This is a genomic window from Nereida ignava, from assembly GCF_047114695.1.
Lineage (GTDB): Bacteria > Pseudomonadota > Alphaproteobacteria > Rhodobacterales > Rhodobacteraceae > Nereida > Nereida ignava.
On sequence record NZ_CP112885.1, the window covers coordinates 1,359,712 to 1,381,177 of the forward strand.

The window sequence follows — 21,466 nt, forward strand, 5'->3', positions numbered from 1 at the left end:
ACTAGCTCCCTAATAACGAGGGAAGCGGCTTCCCTCGTAAGAACTCATCCACATCTTGGGCTGACTTGCCAGCCCTTTGCGCCCGACCGATCTGTACGGCACCCTCACCGCAGGCAACTGTAAAGCCCCCAAGCACCTGACCGGCTTGCGCAGTATCGCGAGCTTCATCAGCAACAAGGCTCTCCAAAAGCTTCACACGCACACCGTCCGCGATGGTCCACGCACCGGGAAACGGCGATAGGCCACGGATTTGGCGATCAATCTCAGTCGCGGTTTTGAACCAATCAATCTCCGCCTCTGCTTTGTCGATTTTATGGGCGTAGGTCACGCCGTCCTCGGGCTGTGGCGTCGGGGTTAAATCATCAAGTTGAGCGAGCGCACTTACGATGGCCTGCGCACCGATACCTGATAAACGATCGTGCAGCACGCCAGTCGTTTCACCCGCAGCAACAGGTGTTTCATGCCGCGACAACACAGGGCCTGTATCAAGCCCCGCTTCCATCTGCATAATGCACACACCGGTCTGCGCATCACCGGCCATAATCGCGCGGTGAATTGGGGCAGCGCCCCGCCAACGGGGCAGCAGACTGGCGTGGATGTTCAAACATCCTCTTTCAGGCGCATCCAGCACGGCCTGCGGCAGGATCAAACCGTAGGCAACCACCACGGCAACCTCAGCCTGATGCGCTGCAAAATCGGCTTGGGCCTCGGGCGTGCGAAGGCTTACGGGATGATAAACAGGCAATCCCAACGCGTCGGCCCGTGCGTGAACCGGTGTGGGGCGGTCTTTTTTACCGCGCCCCGCAGGACGAGGCGGCTGACAATAAACGGCTGCAATCTCGTGTCCTGCATCCACCAACGCATCCAGAATAGGCACCGAAAAATCTGGCGTGCCCATAAATACAATACGCATGGCTTACCCCTTTTGAGCTTTGAGCGACTTCTTGATCAGCATATCGCGCTTGGGCCGTGACAAGCGGTGAATAAAGAGCCTGCCTGCAAGGTGATCAATCTGGTGCTGAACAGATGTGGCCCACACATCGACCAAGTCACGCTCTTGCGCCACGCCGTCGCGGTCAAGATATGCAACCGTCACAGCGCGCGGGCGCTTCACCACGGCACTTACAAACGGCAAATTCGGGCTGGCCTCTTCATGCTCACGCAGCACGCCACTGGCTGCAACAATACGCGGGTTTGCCATACAAATCGCTTGGCCACGTTTGTCACTCGCATCAACAACGGCGAGAGCCTGCATCACACCAATTTGTGGCCCCGCAAGACCAACACCGGGCATTGCATCCATCGTCTCGATCATGTCGTCCCAGATGCGGCGGGTCTCATCGGTTACAGCCTCAACAGCCTCAGCTTTGGTCAGCAAACGGCGGTCAGGCCACATAACAAACGGACGGATCTGCGCCATGTCTGGTCTCTACCCCCGCGCCAATTCGCGCTTAAGCTTTTGCATCTTGCGGGTGATCATTTGCCGTTTGAGGGGGCGCAGGTAATCGATGAACAGCTTGCCGTCCAAGTGATCAATCTCGTGCTGAACACAAGTTGCCCATAGACCGTCAAATTCTTCTTCGTGGGTCTGCCCGTCAAGACCAAGCCAGCGCACAGTCACAACCGCAGGGCGCTCAACTTCGGCGTATTGCTCGGGGATCGACAAGCAGCCTTCGTCGTAGACACCAACATCATCGCTTTCGGCGATCACTTCGGGGTTCATCATCACAAGCGGGCGCGGTTCTTCGCCCTCTTCTTTGACGCAATCCAGAACAATAATCCGCTGCAGCACACCAATTTGGTTGGCAGCAAGGCCAATGCCCGGGGCGTCATACATCGTCTCAAGCATATCATCGGCGAGCTTGCGCAGCTTATCAGTGACGGCCTCAACGGGCTCTGCTACTTTCTTAAGACGGGGATCAGGGTGGATCAGGATGGGTAAAATGCTCATGTGCGGCACATAAGACATCGCCGCTTTGCTTGCAATCACCCCGCAGGCAATAGCCCTGCTTGCAATCACGGTGGGCGCGGCTAACACTGCCAGTGTTACATGTAATCCGGAGAGACCCCCATGAGCTTTGACGAAATCATCGACCGCCGCGGCACCCATTCAGTGAAGTGGGACATGATGGAAAGCATCTATGGCGTTTCTGCCGATGAAGGTCTTTCGATGTGGGTGGCAGATATGGATTTTGCAGCACCCCAGTGCATCCAAGACGCCATCCAAAAGATGCGCGACCACGAGGTATACGGCTATTTCGGGGACGACAGTAAATACACAGCCGCAATTCAATGGTGGATGAAAAATCGCCACGGCTGGGACGTACAGCCCGAGTGGATTTTCACAACCCACGGGTTGGTCAACGGTACCGCCATGTGTGTGGACGCCTTTACAAACGAAGGCGATGCGGTCGTTCTGTTCACCCCCGTCTACCACGCCTTTGCCCGCGTCATCAAAGCCGCAGGGCGGACAGTAACCGAACTTGAATTGACCCAAACGGATGGGAAATACACCCTTGATTTCGACGCATTTGAGGGGGCGATGACGGGGCGCGAAACCATGATGATGCTGTGCTCACCGCATAATCCCAGCGGACGGGTCTGGACACATCAAGAGCTGACAGACATCGCGCATTTCGCCAAACGTCACGACTTGATCGTGGTCAGCGACGAAATTCACCACGATCTTATTTTGTCACCAGGCGCCCAGCACATCCCCTACCAACACATCGCCCATGAAACCGATACGGTCGCGCGCACCGTTATGATGACGGCGACAACAAAAACCTTCAACATCGCAGGATCACACTCGGGCAATGTAATCATTGAAGATGCTTCGTTACGCGCAAAATTTGCCGCGCGCATGGCCGCCCTTGGCATTTCAGCAAACAGCTTTGGCTTGTTTATGGCGACTGCGGCCTACTCACCGGAGGGAGCGAAATGGGTCGATGAAGTTTGTTCCTATATTGCCGAAAACGCCCGTATTTTCGACGAGGGCATCAACGCAATTCCGGGGCTAAAATCCATGCCCCTTGAAAGCACATATCTGGCTTGGGTAGATTTCTCAGGCACGGGCATGACCCGCGAGGAGTTCACCAAACGGGCCCAAGACGTGGCAAAGATTGCTGCCAATCATGGACCTACTTTTGGTAAGGGCGGCGAGAATTTCTTACGCTTCAACATCGCCTGTCCGCGCAGCACGGTGCATGACGCGGTCGCACGGATGCAACGCGCGTTCAGCGACCTTCAGTAGAAAATAACGTGCAGTGCGCCCGATCAGGTTTTGACCTTCGGGCGCAGCACATGCGGTGTGGCTGGATCGTAAAGCGCGCTGTCTTTGAAGTCTTTAACCTCGCCCAACACGGGGCCCACCATGATCAACGCGGTGCGCGTGATTTTTGCAGCACGGACTTTTTCGCGGATGTCTGACAGCGTGCCACGGATAAACAACTGATCCGGCCAACTGGCGCGGTAAGCAACAACCACAGGGCAATCTTCACCGTAGTACGGGATCAACTGGCGCTCAATTTCGCGCAGGTTACGAATTGCCAAATGGATCGCAAGAGTTGTACCCGTTTTGGCAAAATTCTCAAGCGTTTCACCTGCTGGCATTGATGTTGATTTCATCGACATCCGCGTCAGAACGATAGATTGACCAATCTCAGGGATGGTCAGTTCTTGACCAAGAGCCGCCGCCGCCGCCGCGTATGCAGGCACACCGGGGATGATCTCGTAATCAATACCGTCACGACGCAACAACCGGATTTGCTCTGCGATTGCGCCATAAAGCGACGGATCGCCAGAATGAACGCGCGCCACATCTTGACCCGCTTTATGCGCTGTCAGAATTTCAGCGTGCGTGTCCTCAAGGGTCATTGGGGCAGTGTCCATCACGCGCGCATCCGCAGGTGCTTCACCCACAACGGCTTCGGGCACCAAAGAACCGGCATAAAGGCACACAGGGCACCGGCTGATGATACGCTGCGCCTTCAGGGTCAACAGATCGGGATCACCGGGGCCGGCACCAATAAAATAAACGGTCATGACAGATCTCCATCGATTTTGCGTGCGTAACCGCGCGGCGTGTACATGCGCGGACCTTCACCCAATTGGGCAAGCTTTGAATGGCTTGAACCGACCAAGACAACTGTCAGCATGTCCACCTCATCCACCTCCAGATCCGCAAGATTGCGGTAGCGAATATGTTCTTCTGGACGACCCAAAGACGACGCCAGCATTACTGGCGTTGTGGCGGGGCGGTGCTTAAGCAAAATGTCGCGGGCTTCGGCCAACAAAGTGCGGCGGCGCATTGAAACGGGGTTGTAGAATGCAATCACAAAATCGCCCTCAGCCGCCGCATGCAAACGCTTCACGATATCTTCCCGCGGGGTCAGCAAATCTGACAGGCTAATCGCGCAGAAATCATGCCCAAGGGGTGCACCTGCACGCGCTGCCGCACCCTGCAAAGCCGACACACCAGGCGAGCAGACCACATCAACACGTTTGGCCACATCACTCACCCCAAGCGCATCTGCGTCGCGGTCCAGCAATTCAAACACCAGCGCGCCCATGGCGTAAATGCCCGCATCACCCGAACAGACCAGCGCCACATTCAGCCCCTTCGCGGCTTGTTCCAGCGCATAGCGACAGCGATCTTCCTCACCCCCCAACGGGAAGTCAGAGCGCGCTTTACCTGCCGCCAACGGACCCAGCAGATCAATGTAAAGACCATAGCCAACCAGCTCTTCAGCGTCGGCCACAAGGCGGCTGACCTCGGGGGTTCGCCAAGTGGCTTGTCCCGGTCCAATACCCACAATCGACAAACGCCCGCGTGAGCGGCCACGCATCTCAGTCAGCGGTTGCGCCAGTTCTGCCACAGCGCATGTGGCGTTGGCTGTTTTACGCTTTTCTACGCGCAAAGTGGCATCTGGGCCCGCTTGCGCAAGGGCTGCGCCTTCTGACACACCGTGGCATCCGACTTCAGCAAAAACCACATCAGACGGGTTAGCCAACCGAGGTGTCTCAGCTTCAAGGCTTGCCGCATCAAACACGCGGAAGGGCACACCAAGCTGTGCTGCAAGCTGGTTCATCGCCGGCTCATCCCCCTTCAAATCAAGTGAGCTGACAGAGTGGATCGCACCGGCTGCAATGCCCGCATCCGCAAGTGTTTGAGAAACCAGCTCAGCCAATTCCACAGGGTCAGCATTGCGCGCGCAACCCACACCCAATGCAAACAATTGGGGGTGAAACACCAAATGATCTGGCCCACCTTTTACGTCAGCGGTTGTGCAGGAAATACGAAGGCCGTCCCCCTTGGGCAAATCAGCAAGCCACGTCGCATCAGCGGCCGCGTCTCCGGAAATAGTAGCGCCCCCGCCCGCGAGCAGACCTGCCATAGCGGCTTTTGCATCTTCGGGGTTTGCCAAGCGCCAGCCAACTGGCGGTTCATCAAGCGACACACCAAGCGACACATCGCCTGCGGTCGTCACTGCAGCTGTCGCCCCAAGAGCCACTGAAATTTCGCGCGCAATCCGGTTGGCCCCGCGGTGCCCACCAAGCAAAGGCACAACAACCGACCCATCATCGGATACGGACACAACAGGCGGCTCTGATGTTTTGTCGCCCAACAAAGGCGCCACACCGCGGATCAAAATACCGCTGGCGCAAACACCCACAATCGGCATGCCTGCCGCAAATAAATCGCGTGCATGGTCAAGTGCGTTGGCAAAGAATACGTCAGCCTTCGCGACACGACCCTCGCGGCCATGCACCTGTGCGCCAATCGCCTTGGCAACACGGTGCGCTGTGGCCTCACCAGATGCAGACAGCGCCAACACAACAGGCGACTTAGGGGAAGTTAGAGCCATGGATCGGCCCCTTTCGTAATAAGGATCATAGAAAAATAGGGCGCCTTTTCAGGCGCTTTTGCGAGAGGCAGCGTGACCTGCGCAGGTAGCGTTGCGCGCTCAATATAAGTGGCTTGGTCCAACAGGCCGAGACGTTCAATCACCGCGCGAATTTTTGGCAGATGGCGACCAACCTTCATGATGACCAGACTGTCAGATCCGGCAATGCGCGCCTCAAGGGCTGCTTCTTCAAGGGGGCCGGGAATGACCGTGAGGACCTCGTTGCGCGCCGCAAGTGGCATACCTGTCATCGCAGCACTTGCCGTCATGGACGTAACGCCTGGCACGACCTGACAGGTGAACTCGCCCGACAAACGCGCGTAAAGATACATGAAAGAGCCGTAAAAGAACGGGTCACCCTCACACAGACACACAACATCAAGACCGCTGCGAAGGGCGTCTTCAATTTGTGCAGCGCCCGCATCATAGGCGTCTTGTGCAGGTTGGCGCGCAACGGTCATTGGCACGTCCATCACAATTTCTGTTGCGCCCTCAGCGATTGAGCCCGCCGCAATAGAGCGGGCAAAACTGTGCGCGCCAGCCAGTGTTGGATAGGCAATTACTTTGGCAGCACGGATCAAACGATCTGCCTTCAGCGTCATCAACTCCGGATCACCGGGGCCAACGCCTACGCCATAAAGAGTTCCAGTCATCTTTTGATAAGGCTCCATTGGGTCACAGGCATGGACGGTCGCCAGCCGTGATACGCACCAACCGGCTCAGCACGGCTGATCTGCAGCTTCGCCAACTGACCGCCATGTTTTTGATGCAGCGCGATTAACAGCGCCTCTGATTCAAGTGTCACTGCATTTGCCACTAACCGTCCGAGGGGGCGCAGGTTTTCCCAAGCAATGTTGAAAGTCTGTTCGCTTAGGCCACCACCGATAAAAATTGCGTCAGGTGCCTCAAGACCGTCAAGCATGTCTGGGACTTTACCCTCAACCAGCTCAAGTTTCGGCACGCCCAGTGCAAGTGCGTTTTGCGCGGCCATTGCACGCCGATCTGCGCGTGGCTCAATACCAATGGCGCGGGCATAGCGCGCCGCGCGCATCCACTCGATCGCAACAGAGCCGCACCCCGTACCGATATCCCACAGCAGTGCGCCGCGCATCGGCATCAGCTTTGCCACTGTTGCCGCACGCACTTCTTGTTTGGTCATGGTCCCATCTGATTGGAACAGCTCATCTGCCAAGCCAGGAACACGCGGCAACAAAGCCGCATCTGGTGCCGCAATGCATTCGACACAAAGCGTGTTGAACGCTGGCACTTCGTGGTTCCAACCGTCAGCGGTGGCATCAAAACGTTTCTCGTTTTCACCGCCCATGGCCGCAAGCACAGTCATTTTTGACTGGCCAAACCCGCGCGACGACAAAAACTCTGCGATCTGTGCCGGTGTTTCAACGCCCGTTGTCAAAACGATCAACCGCTGGTCCGGCTGAATGAACGCCACCATTTGGCTAACGGGCCGGCCATGAACCGTCAGGGTCTCAACATCCGCAAGCGACCAGCCCATCCGCGCCGAGGCCAGTTGAAACGCACTTAGCTGCGGATGGTAAGTGATTTGCTCAGAAGGGATAGACCGCCCAATTCGCGCACCCACAGAAAACCAAAGTGGATCACCCGTGGCCAACACAACAACACGTTGGCCTTTGTGCGCCTCAAGGGTGTCAATCAGCGCATCAAACGGGCTTGGCCACGCGATGCGTTGCGCTGATACATCTGGGGTTAAGCTGTGATGACGCTCGCCGCCAATGATGACGTCTGCGGCCTCAACCACTGCGCGCGTTGCGGGGGTCAGCCCGTCCATACCATCTTCGCCAATCCCGACGATATGCAACCATGGTGCCGCGTTACTCATGAGCCGAACCGCACCTCAGTTTTGGAAGATCGATCAACACTCACTTTGCAATCTCCGGCAGACCCGCGGACAGCGCATTTACTGCCGCAGACGCAATTGCAGACCCGCCGCGACGGCCGCGCAAAGCCACGAAGTCACATCCGCGCGCATTCACTGCCAACTCGGCTTTGGATTCGGCCGCGCCCACAAAACCCACAGGAAAACCAAAAATGATCGCGGGCTTTGGTGCGCCAGCGTCCAAATGTTCCAAAAGCCGAAAAAGGGCCGTGGGCGCGTTGCCAATCGCCACGACGGCTCCCTCAAGATGGGGCAACCACGCATCAACAGCCGCCGCTGAGCGGGTGTTTTCGATGGTCTTGGCGTGTTCAGGAGTTTCCGCGTTGTTCAAAGTGCAGATCACATCGTTGTTTGCGGGCAGGTAACGGCGAATGATCCCGCTGGCGACCATCTCACAATCACACAGCACGGGCGCACCGGCGCGCAACGCACTAGCGCCAGCCTCATAGGCACCGCCGGAAAAGGCGATACGGTCAGCAATTTCAACCATGCCACACGCGTGGATCAAACGGATAACAAGCGACTGCAACCCGTCATCAAAGCGCGCAAGGTTCGCCTCGGAGCGGACCGTGGCGAAAGACTGGGCATAAATCGCCGAGGGAACTTTTTCATATGGACGCATGGAGAGGCCTATCTGCGCGGCCCTTAACGGGCTTTGCGCGCGCTTTCGGGCCCATGCGGGTGTTTTGCATGAGGATATTCAGGGTGCGCATGATCATGATCGTGGTGATGATGATCGTGCTCCGCGTGATCATGATCATGACTGTGGTCACCATGATGATGATGGTGATGATTGTCCTGCATCTCAAGACGGCACATGCCCGTGCAGAACGTGTCGCAAAGCTTACAATCGGCCACGTTTGAACCCGGCGCAGACGCACCTTGCCCTTCAACATGGTGGTGATGGCTGTCTTGAATGGCGCCAACCTCAGCTTCAAAACCCAGCACCTGAGTACGGTATTTGCACAACACACATGTCGGTGGCGGTGTGTCGGAAAACGCAGGGTGGCTCGCACGCTCGGACGCGGGGATGGTGATCGGCGCCTGGCCATCCGGTGCGAGAACTTGGGTCCGATACGCGCATGTACCACAGTTGGGCGGCGGGTTTGCCCCCATCTGTTCGCGCACACGCTCCGCAAATGTTTCAAGCACTTTGGGGTGATCCCCAAGATAGCCCGCTTTGACAAAGCTGATATCAGGATGATCGGCAGCAACCTGATCCGTGAAGCCGTAAATGCGGTCGATCAAAATGCCTGAGAATAAGAAATACGGGAAGACGATGATCCGCTTGTATCCCAACTTGGCAGCGTGTTGCAGACAAGGCTCAACCAGCGGGAACGTCACACCTGAATAGCCAACTTCAACCCAGCCGAAACCGATGCCCTCGTGCAGCATCCGCGCAATCTTTGCCACGTTACCATTCGCATCGGGATCAGACGCACCACGGCCAATCACCACCAAGCAGGTATCGTGGTTTTCCACAAACTCGGACTTATTAGCTTCGTCAACCGCTTCTTGAATACGTCCCGCAGCAGCGGCAATCATCTTGGGATCAACGCCCAATTCACGGCCATAGCTCACATCAACCCCGTGCTTAGCGGCATATGTATTCAGAACGGTCGGGATATCGTTTTTCGCGTGCATCGCGGCAAACAACATGCCGGGTACCGCGAGGATTTTCTCGCACCCACCTGCGCGCAACTTATCAAGACCATCACGAATGACCGGATTGGCGAATTCAAGATACCCATATTCTGTCTGCCATTCAGGCGGCAAAAACGCGGGCAGTTTATCCGCAAGGGTCGCAAATTCATCCACCGCAGACTGCGAACGTGACCCGTGCCCACAGATCATCACACCGATTTTCGGGTTTGCATCGTTGCTCATGCGGGTTCCTCCTCGGTGGTGGGCTCAACCGCATCTGCCTCTTCGGCCTCTGCCTCGTCCTTTTTGCCCTTGCGCCACCCCCAAAGTGCCGCAGCCGCTGCAGCGCCAAGCGCGCCTGCCGCAACCCAATGATCATGCCCCGCCACATCAGCCCAGTGGCCAACGTGCGCATTTGCAGGTGCCGCAAAAAGAGGCAGCACACTTAGGATGGCAATCAGGTGTTTCATAGGGTCATCTCCCGCACATTCAGGCAGCCGTGCGGAACCTTGACGATACACGCGTCGATCCCCTGTCTGGGTCGATCATTGCATGCCTTCGGTCTGGCCCCACTTGGGCGTCGTCTTCGACAGGTGTATCGGCGCGCAGGCCTGTGTGCAAACGGATAAAAGGCACGCCAGCGCCCGTTTACGACCTGTGCAGATATGCGCAGTAGTTGCGCGCGCGTCGGGGTTTGTTGTGCATCTGCGCAACGTTAGGGTTGCGGCAACGATTAATGCGGAGGGAATTTCACAATGGGTCAGCTGGTTGATGGTGTTTGGCACGACGTTTGGTACGATACAAAATCCACAGGTGGCGCGTTCAAACGCACCACGGCTGCGTTCCGTAACTGGATCACTGCAGACGGCAGCGCGGGGCCATCAGGCACCGATGGCTTTAAAGCCGAAAGCGGTCGCTATCACCTTTATGTATCGCTTGCTTGCCCTTGGGCGCACCGCACGCTGATTTTTCGCCAACTCAAAGACCTAACGGATCACATCACTGTTTCAGTGGTCCACCCAGATATGCTCAGCGACGGCTGGACGTTTGAGAAGGACGACGATGGCGCAACAGGCGACACGCTTTTTGATCTGCCGTTTGCTCGTGACATTTACCTGCGCGCCGATCCAAAAGTCTCGGGCCGTGTGACAGTGCCCATTTTGTGGGACAAAGAGCGCAACACAATTGTGAGCAACGAAAGCGCTGAAATCATTCGGATGTTCAATTCGGCATTCAATGACATCACTGGTAACACAGCCGACTATTGGCCCGAAGAAATGCGCGATGACATCGAAGAGGTAAACGACCGCATCTACAACACCGTCAACAACGGCGTCTACAAAGCAGGCTTTGCCACATCACAAGATGCATATGAGGCAGGTGTGATCCCACTTTTTGAAAGTTTGGAGTGGCTGGAAGAGCGGTTGAGCAAAAGCCGCTACCTGATGGGTGACAAAGTAACCGAAGCAGATTGGCGCCTCTTCACCACGCTTGTTCGGTTTGATCCGGTGTATCACTTGCACTTCAAGTGCAACAAAAAGCGCATCATCGACTACCCCAATCTGTGGGCTTACACGCGCGATTTGTATCAAATTGAGGGCGTTGCTGGCACAGTTGGTATGGCGCACATCATCCGTCACTACCACTACAGCCACGACACCATTAACCCGAGCCGCATTTTGCCGATTAACCCTGATCTGGACTTCATGGAGCCCCACGGACGCGGCTGACCATTCGACCAGCCAACTTATGTCTGATCAGGCATATGATGGGTGACCAAAGCCGCTAAATCATGCGGGTTCGTTCCTTTACTCAGGAACCCGCATGCATTGGGCACGTTGCGGAAAATACTGCCATCCGAGAAGAACGTGCTTTTGGTCACCAGCACAACCTTACACATCGGATGGCGGTAGCTGATGATGTCGGCCAACCCAAGCGCACTGCCGTCAGGCAGGTCTAAATCCAGCACAACAACGCGGTAGTCCTTCTTGATCAAAGCATCAGTGGCCTCGTCAGCCGTTGCTGCAATATCGACCCAGGGCCCCATCCGCCGTAAATGGCTGGCCCAGATCTTTGCTAGATCACTATTATTCTCAACCACCAAAACCGGCATAAACTCACAACCCAAAAACACCCAAACAGAATCAACAATCGCTCTGTTCATTTTGCGTTCATAACACAGTTTGCCAGCCAACGGCTAAGTTTGTTGTTCAAAGCGGTAAACTATTCTTTACCAACCAATTCGCCTTGCAGTGCTCAGGCAATTACGGTTGTGTCTGCGCAGCAAAAACTGACAGCGGAAAAGGCAAAGATCATGACCACTTGGATTACCATTTGTGATACGTGCAAGCATGGCGATTGGGACGCTGCTACCGACGCGCAAACCCACGGCGAACAACTTGCTGCCTTGATCGAAGCCGAAGCGAATGGCGATGTGAAAACACGCCGCGTCTCGTGCCTGATGGGCTGTACCCGTGCGTGCAATGTGGCAATTCAGGGCGAGGGTAAACTGGCCTACACACTTGGCAACTTTGCCCCCTCTGAAGAAGCTGCCGCGGGTATCGTGGAATATGCGCAAAAACACGCCGCCAGCGAAACCGGGCAGGTGCCATTCCGCGAGTGGCCGCAGGCCATCAAGGGGCATTTTGTAACGCGCCACCAACCGCTTCCCAAGTCAGACCAAGCATGAGCAACGCCCGCGATCATGGGGGCGGGCTTGATGCGGCAGTGGCAACATTTGGCGGCACGCGTGACAGCTGGCTTGATCTAAGCACGGGCATCAACCCTGTTGCTTATCCGGTAAAAGACATCGCCGCGGATAGCTGGACTGCACTGCCCGACCAAGCAGCCCTCGATGCGTTGATCAATGCCGCACGGGATTTTTGGAACGCGCCAGACAATGCAACAATTATTCCCGCAGGTGGTGCATCAGCAATCATTGCGCAGATGCCGATGTTGCCGGCCCTCAAGGGGCTAAGCGGCGCACAAATTCAGAACCGCACCTACAATGAACATGCCGCCGCATTTCGTCATCACGGCTGGGATGTCAGCCCCGATGCCGGCGATGTTCACGTGTTGGTTCGGCCCAATAATCCAGACGGCGACATGTGCCTTCCGAACGCTGCTGCACGCCTCACAATCATTGATGAAAGCTTTGGCGATGTGTGTCCGAGTGATAGCATGGTGCACCGTACTGCAGATAAAAATACGATCGTTCTAAAAAGCTTTGGCAAGTTTTGGGGACTTGCAGGCGCGCGACTTGGGTTTGCCATTGGCCACCCCAAAACCCTTGCTGGGCTGAGCGAGCAACTAGGCCCTTGGGCTGTTGCGGGACCAACACTGGCACTGGGTGCGCGCGCGCTATCCGATCATGACTGGGCCACGGCAACCCGTCAGCGTCTGGCCGCAGATGCACGCCGCCTTGATGATCTGATGACCCAACATAACGCCAAAGTAGTAGGCGGCACGGACCTGTTTAGGCTGTACCAAGTCGACGACGCGCAAAGCTGGCAAACACGCTTGGCAGAGGGCCATGTCTGGTCACGCGTTTTCCCTTACGCGGGCGATTGGCTGCGCCTTGGCCTACCTGCCCCTGATCAATGGCAACAGCTTGAGGCCGCCTTATGATTTTGTCGCTTGCGATGATCCTTGATGCGATTTTCGGTGAACCGAAATGGCTTTGGTCGCGACTACCCCACCCCGCCGTATTGATGGGCCGGCTGATCGGTTTGGGCGACGAGCGCTTCAACAACGGCGAACACAAGCGCATCAAAGGTGCGCTCATGATGATCGCCTTTTGTTTTGCGATGGGCATTCTTGGATTGCTGCTCAGCACCCTTGGCTGGCCCATTCAGGTTATTATTACAGCAATTCTTTTGGCCCAAAGGTCACTGGTTGATCACGTGCTGGCCGTCGCAAAAGGTCTGCGCACAGGACTTGAGGAAGGGCGCGCAGAAGTCGCGATGATTGTTGGCCGCGACACACGCCAGATGGATGAGAACGCCGTTGGCCGTGCAGCCATTGAAAGTGCGGCAGAAAATCTGAGCGACGGCATTATTGCCCCAGCGTTTTGGTTTGCTGTCGCGGGTCTTCCGGGCTTGCTGATCTATAAAATTACGAACACCGCAGATAGCATGATCGGCTATCGCACGCCCCGCCACGAGGCGTTTGGCTGGGCCGCAGCGCGCCTTGATGATGTGTTAAATTTCATTCCAGCGCGGCTAACCGCGTTGTTAATTGCGCCAATGCAGATCACCAAAATTGGCCCCGACGCCCGCTTGCACCGCTCGCCAAACGCAGGCTGGCCCGAGGCCGCAATGGCCCTTCGTCTCGACATCGCCCTATCGGGTCCACGCACTTATGAGGGTCAGCTTACAGACTTTCCGTGGGTCAACGCCGCCGCAAGAAAGGTTGCAGCGCCCCGCGATATTGAGCAAGCTGTAGCAGTATTATGGAGCGCATGGGCAGCTGCCCTCGCCTTGTCACTATTGCTATGGTTAGGAATGAGTCAAGCATGAACGCCCTTCTCCGCATCGCCTTTGTCACGACCCTTACCTGCCTCGCACCGCTGACAGTGGCAGCACAAACGCCATGCGGCGGGTCGTTCAACGCCTTCATCGCTGATCTAAAGACAGAGGCCCTCGCCAAAGGTCATAGCCGAAGGACCGTCAACACATTCTTTGACGGCACCCAACAAAGCGCGTCCGTCTTGAAAGCCGACAGAAGCCAAGGTGTTTTTCAAAAGCCATTCATCGAATTTTCACGCGCTCTGATCAGCAGCAACCGCATCAACGCAGGGGCCGCAAACGCCAAAAAGTGGGCCAGCACGTTTGATCGCGCTGAGCGTCAATTTGGCGTGCCGCGTGGTATTTTACTGGCATTCTGGGCGTTTGAAACGGATTTTGGCGCATTTCAAGGCAACTACAACACCCGCGATGCGCTTGTGACGCTTGCCCATGATTGCCGCCGTCCAGACCTTTTCCGCCCGCAGGTTCTTGCCGCGATTGAGCTTTACGAACAGGGCGGCATGGACCCAAGCACAACGACGGGCGCTTGGGCTGGCGAAATTGGCATGGTTCAGATGCTACCCGAGGACATCTTACAAAACGGCGTTGACGCTGATGGTGATGGACGGGTCAGCCTTAAAACCTCTGCCCCTGATGCGCTGATGTCTGGCGCAAAACTTTTGGCAGACTTGGGTTGGAAAGCGAACCAGCCTTGGCTGCATGAAGTGAGCGCACCAGCAGGTTTTGATTGGTCGCTCAGCGGCACGGACAAAGAACTGACCGTCGCGGATTGGCAAAAGCGCGGCATCACAGCGCGCAGCGGATCACTAGGCAACAGCCGGCTGAAAGCATCACTGATTGCACCCCAAGGTCGTAACGGGCCTGTGTTTTTGGCCTATCCAAACTTCAAAGTTTTGTTCGAATGGAACCAGAGTTTTGTCTACGTGACCACTGCCGCCTATTTCGCAACACGGCTATCCGGCGCGCCAGTTTATGACGCCGGAAACCCTGATGCGGGCCTTGATGGTGACCGCATGAAAGCGCTTCAAAGCAAATTAGCGGCCCGTGGATACGACGTTGGGAAAATCGACGGCATCTTGGGCGCAGGCACCCGCGCGGCCGTTCAAGATGTGCAACAAAAGCTTGGCATGCCTGCGGACGCATGGCCAACACCTGAGCTACTTGATCGCCTTTAGAATTCAGCTCACGCAACCATCGCTTCGGCTTTTTTCAGATCGACACTGACCAACTGGCTCACGCCTTGTTCAGCCATTGTGACCCCAAACAGGCGATCCATCCGTGACATCGTCACCGCGTGGTGGGTGATCGTCAAAAACCGTGTGTTGGTGCGGCGGGTCATCTCATCAAGCATATCGCAAAAGCGCGTCACGTTGGCATCATCAAGAGGGGCATCAACCTCATCGAGCACACAAATAGGCGCAGGGTTGGCCAAGAATACCGCAAAGATTAGCGCGAGCGCAGTCAACGTCTGCTCACCACCAGAAAGCAGGGACAGGGTCGACAGCTTCTTGCCCGGGGGCTGGCACATAATCTCAAGGCCGGCTTCCAGCGGGTCATCGCTTTCCACCAAAACAAGACGGGCCTCACCACCGCCAAACAAATGAGTAAAGAGCATGCCGAAATTATCGTTCACTTGCTCAAAAGCTGTCAAAAGCCTCTCGCGGCCTTCTTTATTCAGGCTTGCAATACCAGTGCGCAATTCACGAATGGCTGCTTCCAAGTCCTGCTTCTCAGCGACAAGCGCGTCATGCTCAACTTGGACTTCTTTACTATCTTCCTCGGCGCGCAAATTCACGGCACCCAAGGCGTCCCGTTGACGCTTTAACCGGTTTACCTCTGACTCGATCTGCTCTGACGGGGGCATCTGATCTGCATCTACCTCAAGCTTTTCCAGCAGGGCTTGCGGCGTTACTTCCATCTCATCTTGAATACGTTCGGCGGCCACACCGACTGCTTCTTTCGCAGCATCCGCCAACGCCTCGGAACGTGCGCGTGCTTCGCGCGCTTCTGAGGCCGCACGTTCTGCCTCACGCTCTGCGTTTACCGCCGCGCGCTGCACTGTATCAGCTTCGGCCAGTGCGTCAGCGGCGGCTCGGCGGCGTGTCTCGGCGGTTGTAATCTCGGACAACAACGTCTCACGCTTCGCAGCAAGTTCAGCAGGGGCAGCTTGCGCTTTTTGCAACTCCTGCTCTGAAGTTTCACGGCGTTCAGCAAGTTCAGACGAGCGCTTCTCTGCTGTTTCCAGCCGACTTTTCCAGCTGCTGCTCTCTTTGGCTATGTCTTGGGAACGGCGCACGCGGGCCTCGCCTTCGCGGCGCACTTCATCGGACGCAGAACGCTTGGCCATCATGGTCATCCGCGCCGCTTCTACTGTCATCTTGACGTCTTCAACAGCACCGCGTGCTGCGTCCAAGTCCCCAAGTTCTGCTACGCTTTTTTCAGCCTCTGCTAAGCGGGCACGCGCAGCTGTTGCCTCATCCTCAAAGCGTTTAACCGCCAAATCTAGTGTCTCAAGCTTGCTTTGGGCGATCGATTGATCCGCTTCGGCGCGCGACACTTTTCGACCCGCATTTGATAGCAATTGATCCGCATCGCGGCGCGCCTGACGCGCTGCTTGGTCCGCCGCGGTCAACTCGCGCAAGCGCGTTTGCAAGAGGGTGTGGGCATCGCGTGCACCGTCGGCACGGGCCTCAGCCTCGTTCATTTCTTTTTTCAACGCCTCAAGACGGTTGAGCTGTTGCAGACGCAAAGCGGCGGCAGACGGCGCGTCTTCAGCACTAGCGCGAAACCCGTCCCAACGCCACAGATCACCTTCAACCGAAACCAACCGCTGGCCGGGCGCCAAATTAACCTGCGCGGCGTTTCCCCGATCAGCTTCAACCAGCCCGATCTGCGACAAACGACGCGCCAACACATCAGGTGCGTCCACATGCGCAGACAACGGTGTCACGCCATCCGGCAAGGCCTGCGTGCTGTCATACGCAGGCAAAACAGCCCATCCAGAGGGGTCATTGTTTGACACAAGCGGTGCTTTCAAATCATCCGCGAGCGCGGCACCAAGCGCTTTTTCAAACCCTGCGCCAACGGACAGAACATCCATCAACTGACCGCCCTCAGCGGTGTCACGATCAACCAATTTACTAAGTGCGTTCACTTCGGCACGCAGCGCGCTGACCTCACCATCCGCCTCAGACAGCGCCGCACGTGCATCCGCCTCCAGCGATTGGGTCTCAGTCCGGGCTGCTTCCGCCTCAATCAATGCCGCATCAGCGCTTTGCACTGTTTCAGCCGCTTCGACCGCTTCACGCTCAGCCACTTCAAACTCGGCCTTGGCGGTTGCTTGCGCCTGCTTGGCGACGCGCATTGCGTCACGTGATTTTTCGGCCTCCGCCTCATTTTTATCAAGTGTCTTACGGCTATCATCAAGGATACGGTTCGCAGATTGATGGCGGGCAGCGAGGCGCGCCACATCCTCGGTCATCTCACTTAAAGCAGCTTCGCGGTCTTGCAGGATTTGCGCTGCTTCAGAAGCCACTGTTTTGGCTTCCGCCAGGCGTGCGTCATGCCCCTCAGAAGCTTTGGCGATTTCCTGCGCTTCCCACTCAAGGCGCGCAATCGTCTCGTCAGCATCTTTGTTCAGGCCGGTTTCGCGCTCAATATCGCGGGTTAGCTGTGAAATGCGGCTGGTCAGGGTTTCAATCAACTCGGCGGCACGACTTTCTTGTTCAGAAAGCGCATCGCGGCCAACTTCAAGACGCTGCAACACCGCGGCGGCGATCGCCTCTTCTTCGCGCAATGGTGGCAAAGCTTCATCAGCAGCTTGCCGCGTTTTTGCGGCAGCGCGCGCCGCTGTTTCCGCTTGGGCAGCAAGCACAGTTTGCGCCTTTAGATGTTCATCTGCTGCAGCGCGGGCCTCGTCTGCTTCTTTCCAACGCCGATAGAGCAAAAGCCCCTCTGCAAGACGTAAACCCGAATTGATCTCGCGGTAGCGCGCCGCCTGTCGTGCTTGGCGGGCTAACTGACCTAACTGGGCAGCAAGTTGTTCAATCACATCATCGACGCGGCTTAGGTTCGTTTCCGCCCCCCGCAGTTTGAGTTCTGCTTCATGACGGCGTTGATACAGGCCACTAATACCTGCCGCTTCTTCAAGAATACGGCGACGCGCCTTTGGTTTGGCGTTGATCAACTCAGAGATTTGTCCCTGCCGCACCAGCGCGGGTGAATGTGCACCCGTGCTTGCGTCCGCGAACAGCATCTGCACGTCGCGCGCGCGAACGTCTTTTGTATTTGCTTTGTAGGCTGAGCCAACGTCCCGCGTGATCCGGCGCACGACCTCAAGCTGATCCGCGTCATTAAAGCCCGCAGGCGCCAAGCGTTCGGCATTATCAATGATCAGACTGACTTCAGCGAAGTTGCGTGCGGGCCGCGTTGAAGCCCCCGCAAAGATCACATCTTCCATACCACCGCCGCGCATCGCGGTTGGCCGGTTTTCCCCCATGACCCAACGCAACGCCTCAAGCAGGTTGGACTTGCCACAGCCGTTTGGCCCGACAACGCCAGTCAGCCCATCAGCAATGACCAAGTCTGTTGGGTCAACAAAGCTTTTGAAGCCGTTCAATCTGAGTCGTGAAAAGCGCAAGGCAAGTCCTTTGGGTGATTCCATTCACGCCCATAGTGGAACGCCCACGCCGCCTACCTGTCAACGCCACACCACCGTATCTGCCCCAAACCGCCCACTTATCCACAATATATTGCGCAAAATCTGCTAAATACATTGCAAAACCGTACATAAATCAAAGCGTACCCTGCCGTTCTTGGGGCGTGGTAGGTCGGAATCTCCCTTGCTTGAACGCGTCAGAACAGTCACAACATACCAGCATGGTTCCCCGATCAGACGCAAAGCGTCGGGGATCAAATGGGAATGCGGGACGGGCCAACCCAATTCGGGGTCCAAAACCGCAGCCGCCCCCGCGACTGTAAGCGGTGAGCGTCCGTCATTAAGCCACTGGGAAACTGGGAAGGCGACGGTACGTGTTGACCCGCAAGCCAGGAGACCAGCCGTGCAGAAATGCAAACCCCTGTCGGGTGTGACAGGCAAAGGAGAATAGTTATGCATATCGAACCAGGCGTCGTCAGTGGCGCAAAAATGGCCCTAAGCTACGCAACCTTCGCGGGTGCTGCCGGATACGGCGCGAAAATGGCGTGGGAAGCGCTTGTTCAAAAAGGTGCTTTGTCGCTTGTGGCACGCAGCTTGATCGCAACGATCGCTGTTTTCATCTTTTTCGAAGTCCTGCCCCACTTCGCTGTTGGCGTATCAGAAGTTCACTTCATCCTCGGCACGACAATCTTGCTGATCCTGGGCACCGGCCCTGCGGCGATCGGGCTGGCACTTGGCCTGTTGATCCAAGGCTTGTTCTTCGCACCAACTGACCTGGGCATGATCACAGTCAACGCAACAACACTTCTGGTGCCGCTCTTTGCGATCCACCACATGGCGAAAAAGATCATTGCGCCAAACACAGCTTACGTTGACCTGTCATACGGCCAGGCGCTGAAGCTTTCTGGTGCATACCAAGGTGGCGTTGTCGCTTGGGTGGCTTTCTGGGCAATCTACGGCCAAGGTTTTGGCGCAGAGAACCTTGCAGCAGTTGCGTCATTTGGCGCGGCGTACATGCTGGTGTTGCTCATTGAGCCAGTTGCTGACCTTGCGGTGCTTGCAGCAGCCAAGCGCATGAAGGGTCTCGATGGCACAGGTTTTGTGACACCGCGTCTCTACAACGCCGCCTAAGCACTCTCATTTGCGAACAGCAACTGAACGGTTTTGACGCCGGTGGCCCCCACGGGTTGCCGGCGCATCTTTTTGACATGGAGGCCATTATGGCTGCGAAAATTCCTGCTACTGTCGTCACTGGTTTTCTGGGCGCAGGCAAAACAACACTGATCCGCCACATGCTGCAAAACGCACAAGGCAAGCGCATCGCGTTGATCATCAACGAGTTTGGCGATCTTGGTGTGGATGGTGACATTCTTAAGGGCTGCGGTGACGAGACCTGTACCGAAGATGATATCATGGAGCTGTCAAACGGCTGCATCTGTTGCACCGTAGCCGATGATTTTATCCCGACGATGGAAAAACTGCTCGAGCGTGAAAACGCACCTGATCATATCGTGATTGAGACCTCTGGCCTTGCGCTGCCACAACCGCTTGTCCGCGCTTTCAACTGGCCCGGCATTTCAACCAAAGTGACCGTCGACGGTGTCGTTACAGTAGTGGATGGAAAAGCCGTAACGGAAGGACGCTTTGCACATTCAGTTGCGGCAGTAGATGCCCAACGCAAACTTGACGACAACCTTGATCACGAGACACCCCTGTCCGAACTATTCGAGGACCAAATCGCCTGTGCAGACATGATTGTGGTGAACAAATCTGACCTTCTAAGCGCAGATGAGGCCACTGCCCTTACGGACAAACTGAAATCCGAAGCACGAAGCGGTGTGCAGGTTGTCAAAGCCTCGATGGGCGCGCTGCCTGTTGACGTTTTGCTTGGCCAAGGTGTTGGTTCCGAGAGTGATATGGAAGCGCGCGCCGAGGTGCATCATCACCATCACGATGACCACCACGCAGAAGATGGCGAACATCATCATGACGATCATGATCACGCCCATGACGATGATAACGGACATCACCACCATCATCACGATCACGACCATGATGCCTTTGAATCCTTTGTTGTCACCTTGGGCGAAATTGGTGATGCGAAGGCGTTTGCAGCACAAGTCGCAGATGTCATCCAAACCCATGACATTTTGCGCCTCAAAGGTTTTGCTGCGGTCGAAGGCAAACCAATGCGCCTTACGTTGCAAGCGGTTGGGCCACGGGTTGATACGTATTTCGACCAGCCTTTTGGAACGGCCCCGCGTCAAACGCGGCTTGTTGTGATTGGCCAAGCGGGCCTTGACCGCAGTGCAATCGACGCTGCCCTGCGCGCATGATCATCGTAGAACCAGGCGATCCAAAAGACCCACAGGCGACGGCACTGCTTACGCAAAGCCATCGTCTGATGGAAAGCCTGTTTCCACCCGAAGACAACGCGTTCCTCAACATTGATGAGCTATGCGCACCGGACATCCACTTTTTTGTGGCTCGGCGCGGGCAAGTCATTCGGGGGACCGGTGCAGTAGCTGCGCGCGAAAACTACGGTGAGTTGAAGTCTATGTTCGTTGACCCAGAGGCCCGTGGCCAGGGGATCGCAGATGCTATTTTGCGCGCACTAGAAGATCACGCGCGCTCGCTCAAACTGCCCGAACTTAAGTTGGAAACTGGCAACGCTCTGCACGCGGCGCACCGCCTTTATGCACGCCACGGCTTTGAAACATGCGGCCCTTTTGGGGATTACACCCAAAACGCGACAAGTATTTTCATGACCAAAACGCTGGCTGACATCACCACCATTTCTCATAACCCAGAGTAAACC

21 protein-coding genes and 1 riboswitch are annotated in these 21,466 nt (G+C 56.3%); of the genes, 9 read left to right on the plus strand and 12 right to left on the minus strand.

From position 1 onward, the window contains the following. Nucleotide 1: 1 nt before the first annotated feature. Genes fmt through def (OLX08_RS06770) form a run of 3 tightly spaced genes read right to left on the minus strand, consistent with a single transcriptional unit; the run spans nucleotide 2 to nucleotide 1,951 of the window. Nucleotides 2-913 (minus strand): methionyl-tRNA formyltransferase, encoded by a 912-nt coding sequence (gene fmt, locus OLX08_RS06760; RefSeq protein WP_391480524.1) that lies wholly within the window; start codon nucleotides 911-913, stop codon nucleotides 2-4. 3 nt (nucleotides 914-916) lie between these two features. Next, complete coding sequence (def, locus tag OLX08_RS06765; protein WP_391480525.1) at nucleotides 917-1,420, minus strand: peptide deformylase; 504 nt, start codon at nucleotides 1,418-1,420, stop codon at nucleotides 917-919. 9 nt (nucleotides 1,421-1,429) lie between these two features. Next, complete coding sequence (gene def, locus OLX08_RS06770; protein ID WP_391480527.1) at nucleotides 1,430-1,951, minus strand: peptide deformylase; 522 nt, start codon at nucleotides 1,949-1,951, stop codon at nucleotides 1,430-1,432. Between the two features lie 120 nt (nucleotides 1,952-2,071). On the opposite strand from def (OLX08_RS06770), the gene OLX08_RS06775 reads away from it, so the two are divergent. Beyond that, nucleotides 2,072-3,253, plus strand: a complete 1,182-nt coding sequence (locus OLX08_RS06775; RefSeq protein ID WP_391480528.1) for a MalY/PatB family protein — start codon at nucleotides 2,072-2,074, stop codon at nucleotides 3,251-3,253. Between the two features lie 23 nt (nucleotides 3,254-3,276). On the opposite strand, the gene cobM is transcribed toward OLX08_RS06775, so the two are convergent. Genes cobM through OLX08_RS06810 form a run of 7 tightly spaced genes read right to left on the minus strand, consistent with a single transcriptional unit; the run spans nucleotide 3,277 to nucleotide 9,935 of the window. After that, nucleotides 3,277-4,044 (minus strand): precorrin-4 C(11)-methyltransferase, encoded by a 768-nt coding sequence (gene cobM / locus OLX08_RS06780; protein WP_048598379.1) that lies wholly within the window; start codon nucleotides 4,042-4,044, stop codon nucleotides 3,277-3,279. Beyond that, nucleotides 4,041-5,867, minus strand: coding sequence for a precorrin-3B C(17)-methyltransferase (gene cobJ, locus OLX08_RS06785; protein WP_391480530.1), 1,827 nt, complete (start codon nucleotides 5,865-5,867; stop codon nucleotides 4,041-4,043). Before cobJ ends, cobM begins: the two co-directional genes overlap by 4 nt. Next, complete coding sequence (cobI, locus tag OLX08_RS06790) at nucleotides 5,858-6,559, minus strand: precorrin-2 C(20)-methyltransferase (RefSeq protein ID WP_391480532.1); 702 nt, start codon at nucleotides 6,557-6,559, stop codon at nucleotides 5,858-5,860. The genes cobJ and cobI overlap by 10 nt, the downstream gene beginning before the upstream one ends. Beyond that, entirely contained in the window at nucleotides 6,556-7,764 is a 1,209-nt protein-coding gene (cbiE, locus tag OLX08_RS06795; RefSeq protein ID WP_391480533.1) for a precorrin-6y C5,15-methyltransferase (decarboxylating) subunit CbiE, read from the minus strand. The genes cobI and cbiE overlap by 4 nt, the downstream gene beginning before the upstream one ends. Before the next feature lie 40 nt (nucleotides 7,765-7,804). Continuing rightward, the gene (locus OLX08_RS06800) at nucleotides 7,805-8,443 is read right to left on the minus strand and encodes a precorrin-8X methylmutase (protein WP_391480535.1); all 639 of its coding nucleotides are present in this window, start codon (nucleotides 8,441-8,443) and stop codon (nucleotides 7,805-7,807) included. Nucleotides 8,444-8,466: 23 nt separating this feature from the next. Beyond that, nucleotides 8,467-9,708, minus strand: coding sequence for a sirohydrochlorin chelatase (locus OLX08_RS06805; protein ID WP_391480537.1), 1,242 nt, complete (start codon nucleotides 9,706-9,708; stop codon nucleotides 8,467-8,469). Next, the gene (locus OLX08_RS06810; RefSeq protein WP_391480538.1) at nucleotides 9,705-9,935 is read right to left on the minus strand and encodes a DUF6732 family protein; all 231 of its coding nucleotides are present in this window, start codon (nucleotides 9,933-9,935) and stop codon (nucleotides 9,705-9,707) included. Before OLX08_RS06810 ends, OLX08_RS06805 begins: the two co-directional genes overlap by 4 nt. Nucleotides 9,936-10,220: 285 nt before the next feature. On the opposite strand from OLX08_RS06810, the gene OLX08_RS06815 reads away from it, so the two are divergent. Continuing rightward, complete coding sequence (locus OLX08_RS06815; protein WP_391480540.1) at nucleotides 10,221-11,195, plus strand: glutathione S-transferase family protein; 975 nt, start codon at nucleotides 10,221-10,223, stop codon at nucleotides 11,193-11,195. A gap of 17 nt (nucleotides 11,196-11,212) precedes the next feature. Here the strand turns inward: OLX08_RS06815 and OLX08_RS06820 are convergent, their stop codons facing one another. Continuing rightward, nucleotides 11,213-11,629 carry a response regulator gene (locus OLX08_RS06820; protein ID WP_391480542.1) on the minus strand — a complete coding sequence of 139 codons (417 nt, stop codon included), beginning with the start codon at nucleotides 11,627-11,629 and terminating at the stop codon, nucleotides 11,213-11,215. Between the two features lie 150 nt (nucleotides 11,630-11,779). On the opposite strand from OLX08_RS06820, the gene OLX08_RS06825 reads away from it, so the two are divergent. Genes OLX08_RS06825 through OLX08_RS06840 form a run of 4 tightly spaced genes read left to right on the plus strand, consistent with a single transcriptional unit; the run spans nucleotide 11,780 to nucleotide 15,166 of the window. Next, a complete protein-coding gene (locus OLX08_RS06825) occupies nucleotides 11,780-12,154 on the plus strand; it encodes a DUF1636 family protein (RefSeq protein ID WP_391480543.1) in 375 nt (124 codons plus the stop codon). Continuing rightward, nucleotides 12,151-13,092 carry a threonine-phosphate decarboxylase gene (locus tag OLX08_RS06830; protein WP_391480544.1) on the plus strand — a complete coding sequence of 314 codons (942 nt, stop codon included), beginning with the start codon at nucleotides 12,151-12,153 and terminating at the stop codon, nucleotides 13,090-13,092. The genes OLX08_RS06825 and OLX08_RS06830 overlap by 4 nt, the downstream gene beginning before the upstream one ends. Further along, nucleotides 13,089-13,982, plus strand: a complete 894-nt coding sequence (gene cbiB / locus OLX08_RS06835) for an adenosylcobinamide-phosphate synthase CbiB (protein WP_391480545.1) — start codon at nucleotides 13,089-13,091, stop codon at nucleotides 13,980-13,982. Before OLX08_RS06830 ends, cbiB begins: the two co-directional genes overlap by 4 nt. Continuing rightward, entirely contained in the window at nucleotides 13,979-15,166 is a 1,188-nt protein-coding gene (locus OLX08_RS06840; protein WP_391480547.1) for a lytic murein transglycosylase, read from the plus strand. The genes cbiB and OLX08_RS06840 overlap by 4 nt, the downstream gene beginning before the upstream one ends. Before the next feature lie 8 nt (nucleotides 15,167-15,174). On the opposite strand, the gene smc is transcribed toward OLX08_RS06840, so the two are convergent. Beyond that, nucleotides 15,175-18,630 (minus strand): chromosome segregation protein SMC, encoded by a 3,456-nt coding sequence (gene smc, locus OLX08_RS06845; protein ID WP_391480548.1) that lies wholly within the window; start codon nucleotides 18,628-18,630, stop codon nucleotides 15,175-15,177. A gap of 223 nt (nucleotides 18,631-18,853) precedes the next feature. Next, nucleotides 18,854-19,069, plus strand: a riboswitch (cobalamin riboswitch). A gap of 32 nt (nucleotides 19,070-19,101) precedes the next feature. On the opposite strand from smc, the gene OLX08_RS06850 reads away from it, so the two are divergent. The 3 genes from OLX08_RS06850 to OLX08_RS06860 all read left to right on the plus strand — a co-directional run bounded on the left by OLX08_RS06850 (nucleotide 19,102) and on the right by OLX08_RS06860 (nucleotide 21,463). Continuing rightward, a complete protein-coding gene (locus tag OLX08_RS06850; RefSeq protein ID WP_048598390.1) occupies nucleotides 19,102-19,779 on the plus strand; it encodes an energy-coupling factor ABC transporter permease in 678 nt (225 codons plus the stop codon). Nucleotides 19,780-19,868: 89 nt separating this feature from the next. Further along, nucleotides 19,869-20,984 carry a cobalamin biosynthesis protein CobW gene (cobW, locus tag OLX08_RS06855; RefSeq protein WP_391480549.1) on the plus strand — a complete coding sequence of 372 codons (1,116 nt, stop codon included), beginning with the start codon at nucleotides 19,869-19,871 and terminating at the stop codon, nucleotides 20,982-20,984. After that, the gene (locus tag OLX08_RS06860; RefSeq protein WP_391480550.1) at nucleotides 20,981-21,463 is read left to right on the plus strand and encodes a GNAT family N-acetyltransferase; all 483 of its coding nucleotides are present in this window, start codon (nucleotides 20,981-20,983) and stop codon (nucleotides 21,461-21,463) included. Before cobW ends, OLX08_RS06860 begins: the two co-directional genes overlap by 4 nt. Nucleotides 21,464-21,466 lie beyond the last annotated feature (3 nt).

Coding starts and splice junctions, on each gene's coding strand:
- OLX08_RS06850 (WP_048598390.1), top strand. CDS start 19,102: ATGCATATCGAACCAGGCGTCGTCAGTGGCGCAAAAATGGCCCTAAGC.
- OLX08_RS06800 (WP_391480535.1), bottom strand. CDS start 8,443: ATGCGTCCATATGAAAAAGTTCCCTCGGCGATTTATGCCCAGTCTTTC.
- OLX08_RS06840 (WP_391480547.1), top strand. CDS start 13,979: ATGAACGCCCTTCTCCGCATCGCCTTTGTCACGACCCTTACCTGCCTC.
- cbiE (WP_391480533.1), bottom strand. CDS start 7,764: ATGAGTAACGCGGCACCATGGTTGCATATCGTCGGGATTGGCGAAGAT.
- OLX08_RS06815 (WP_391480540.1), top strand. CDS start 10,221: ATGGGTCAGCTGGTTGATGGTGTTTGGCACGACGTTTGGTACGATACA.
- cbiB (WP_391480545.1), top strand. CDS start 13,089: ATGATTTTGTCGCTTGCGATGATCCTTGATGCGATTTTCGGTGAACCG.
- fmt (WP_391480524.1), bottom strand. CDS start 913: ATGCGTATTGTATTTATGGGCACGCCAGATTTTTCGGTGCCTATTCTG.
- OLX08_RS06805 (WP_391480537.1), bottom strand. CDS start 9,708: ATGAGCAACGATGCAAACCCGAAAATCGGTGTGATGATCTGTGGGCAC.
- def (WP_391480527.1), bottom strand. CDS start 1,951: ATGAGCATTTTACCCATCCTGATCCACCCTGATCCCCGTCTTAAGAAA.
- OLX08_RS06830 (WP_391480544.1), top strand. CDS start 12,151: ATGAGCAACGCCCGCGATCATGGGGGCGGGCTTGATGCGGCAGTGGCA.
- def (WP_391480525.1), bottom strand. CDS start 1,420: ATGGCGCAGATCCGTCCGTTTGTTATGTGGCCTGACCGCCGTTTGCTG.
- OLX08_RS06810 (WP_391480538.1), bottom strand. CDS start 9,935: ATGAAACACCTGATTGCCATCCTAAGTGTGCTGCCTCTTTTTGCGGCA.
- cobI (WP_391480532.1), bottom strand. CDS start 6,559: ATGACTGGAACTCTTTATGGCGTAGGCGTTGGCCCCGGTGATCCGGAG.
- OLX08_RS06775 (WP_391480528.1), top strand. CDS start 2,072: ATGAGCTTTGACGAAATCATCGACCGCCGCGGCACCCATTCAGTGAAG.
- cobM (WP_048598379.1), bottom strand. CDS start 4,044: ATGACCGTTTATTTTATTGGTGCCGGCCCCGGTGATCCCGATCTGTTG.
- OLX08_RS06820 (WP_391480542.1), bottom strand. CDS start 11,629: ATGAACAGAGCGATTGTTGATTCTGTTTGGGTGTTTTTGGGTTGTGAG.
- cobW (WP_391480549.1), top strand. CDS start 19,869: ATGGCTGCGAAAATTCCTGCTACTGTCGTCACTGGTTTTCTGGGCGCA.
- OLX08_RS06825 (WP_391480543.1), top strand. CDS start 11,780: ATGACCACTTGGATTACCATTTGTGATACGTGCAAGCATGGCGATTGG.
- OLX08_RS06860 (WP_391480550.1), top strand. CDS start 20,981: ATGATCATCGTAGAACCAGGCGATCCAAAAGACCCACAGGCGACGGCA.
- cobJ (WP_391480530.1), bottom strand. CDS start 5,867: ATGGCTCTAACTTCCCCTAAGTCGCCTGTTGTGTTGGCGCTGTCTGCA.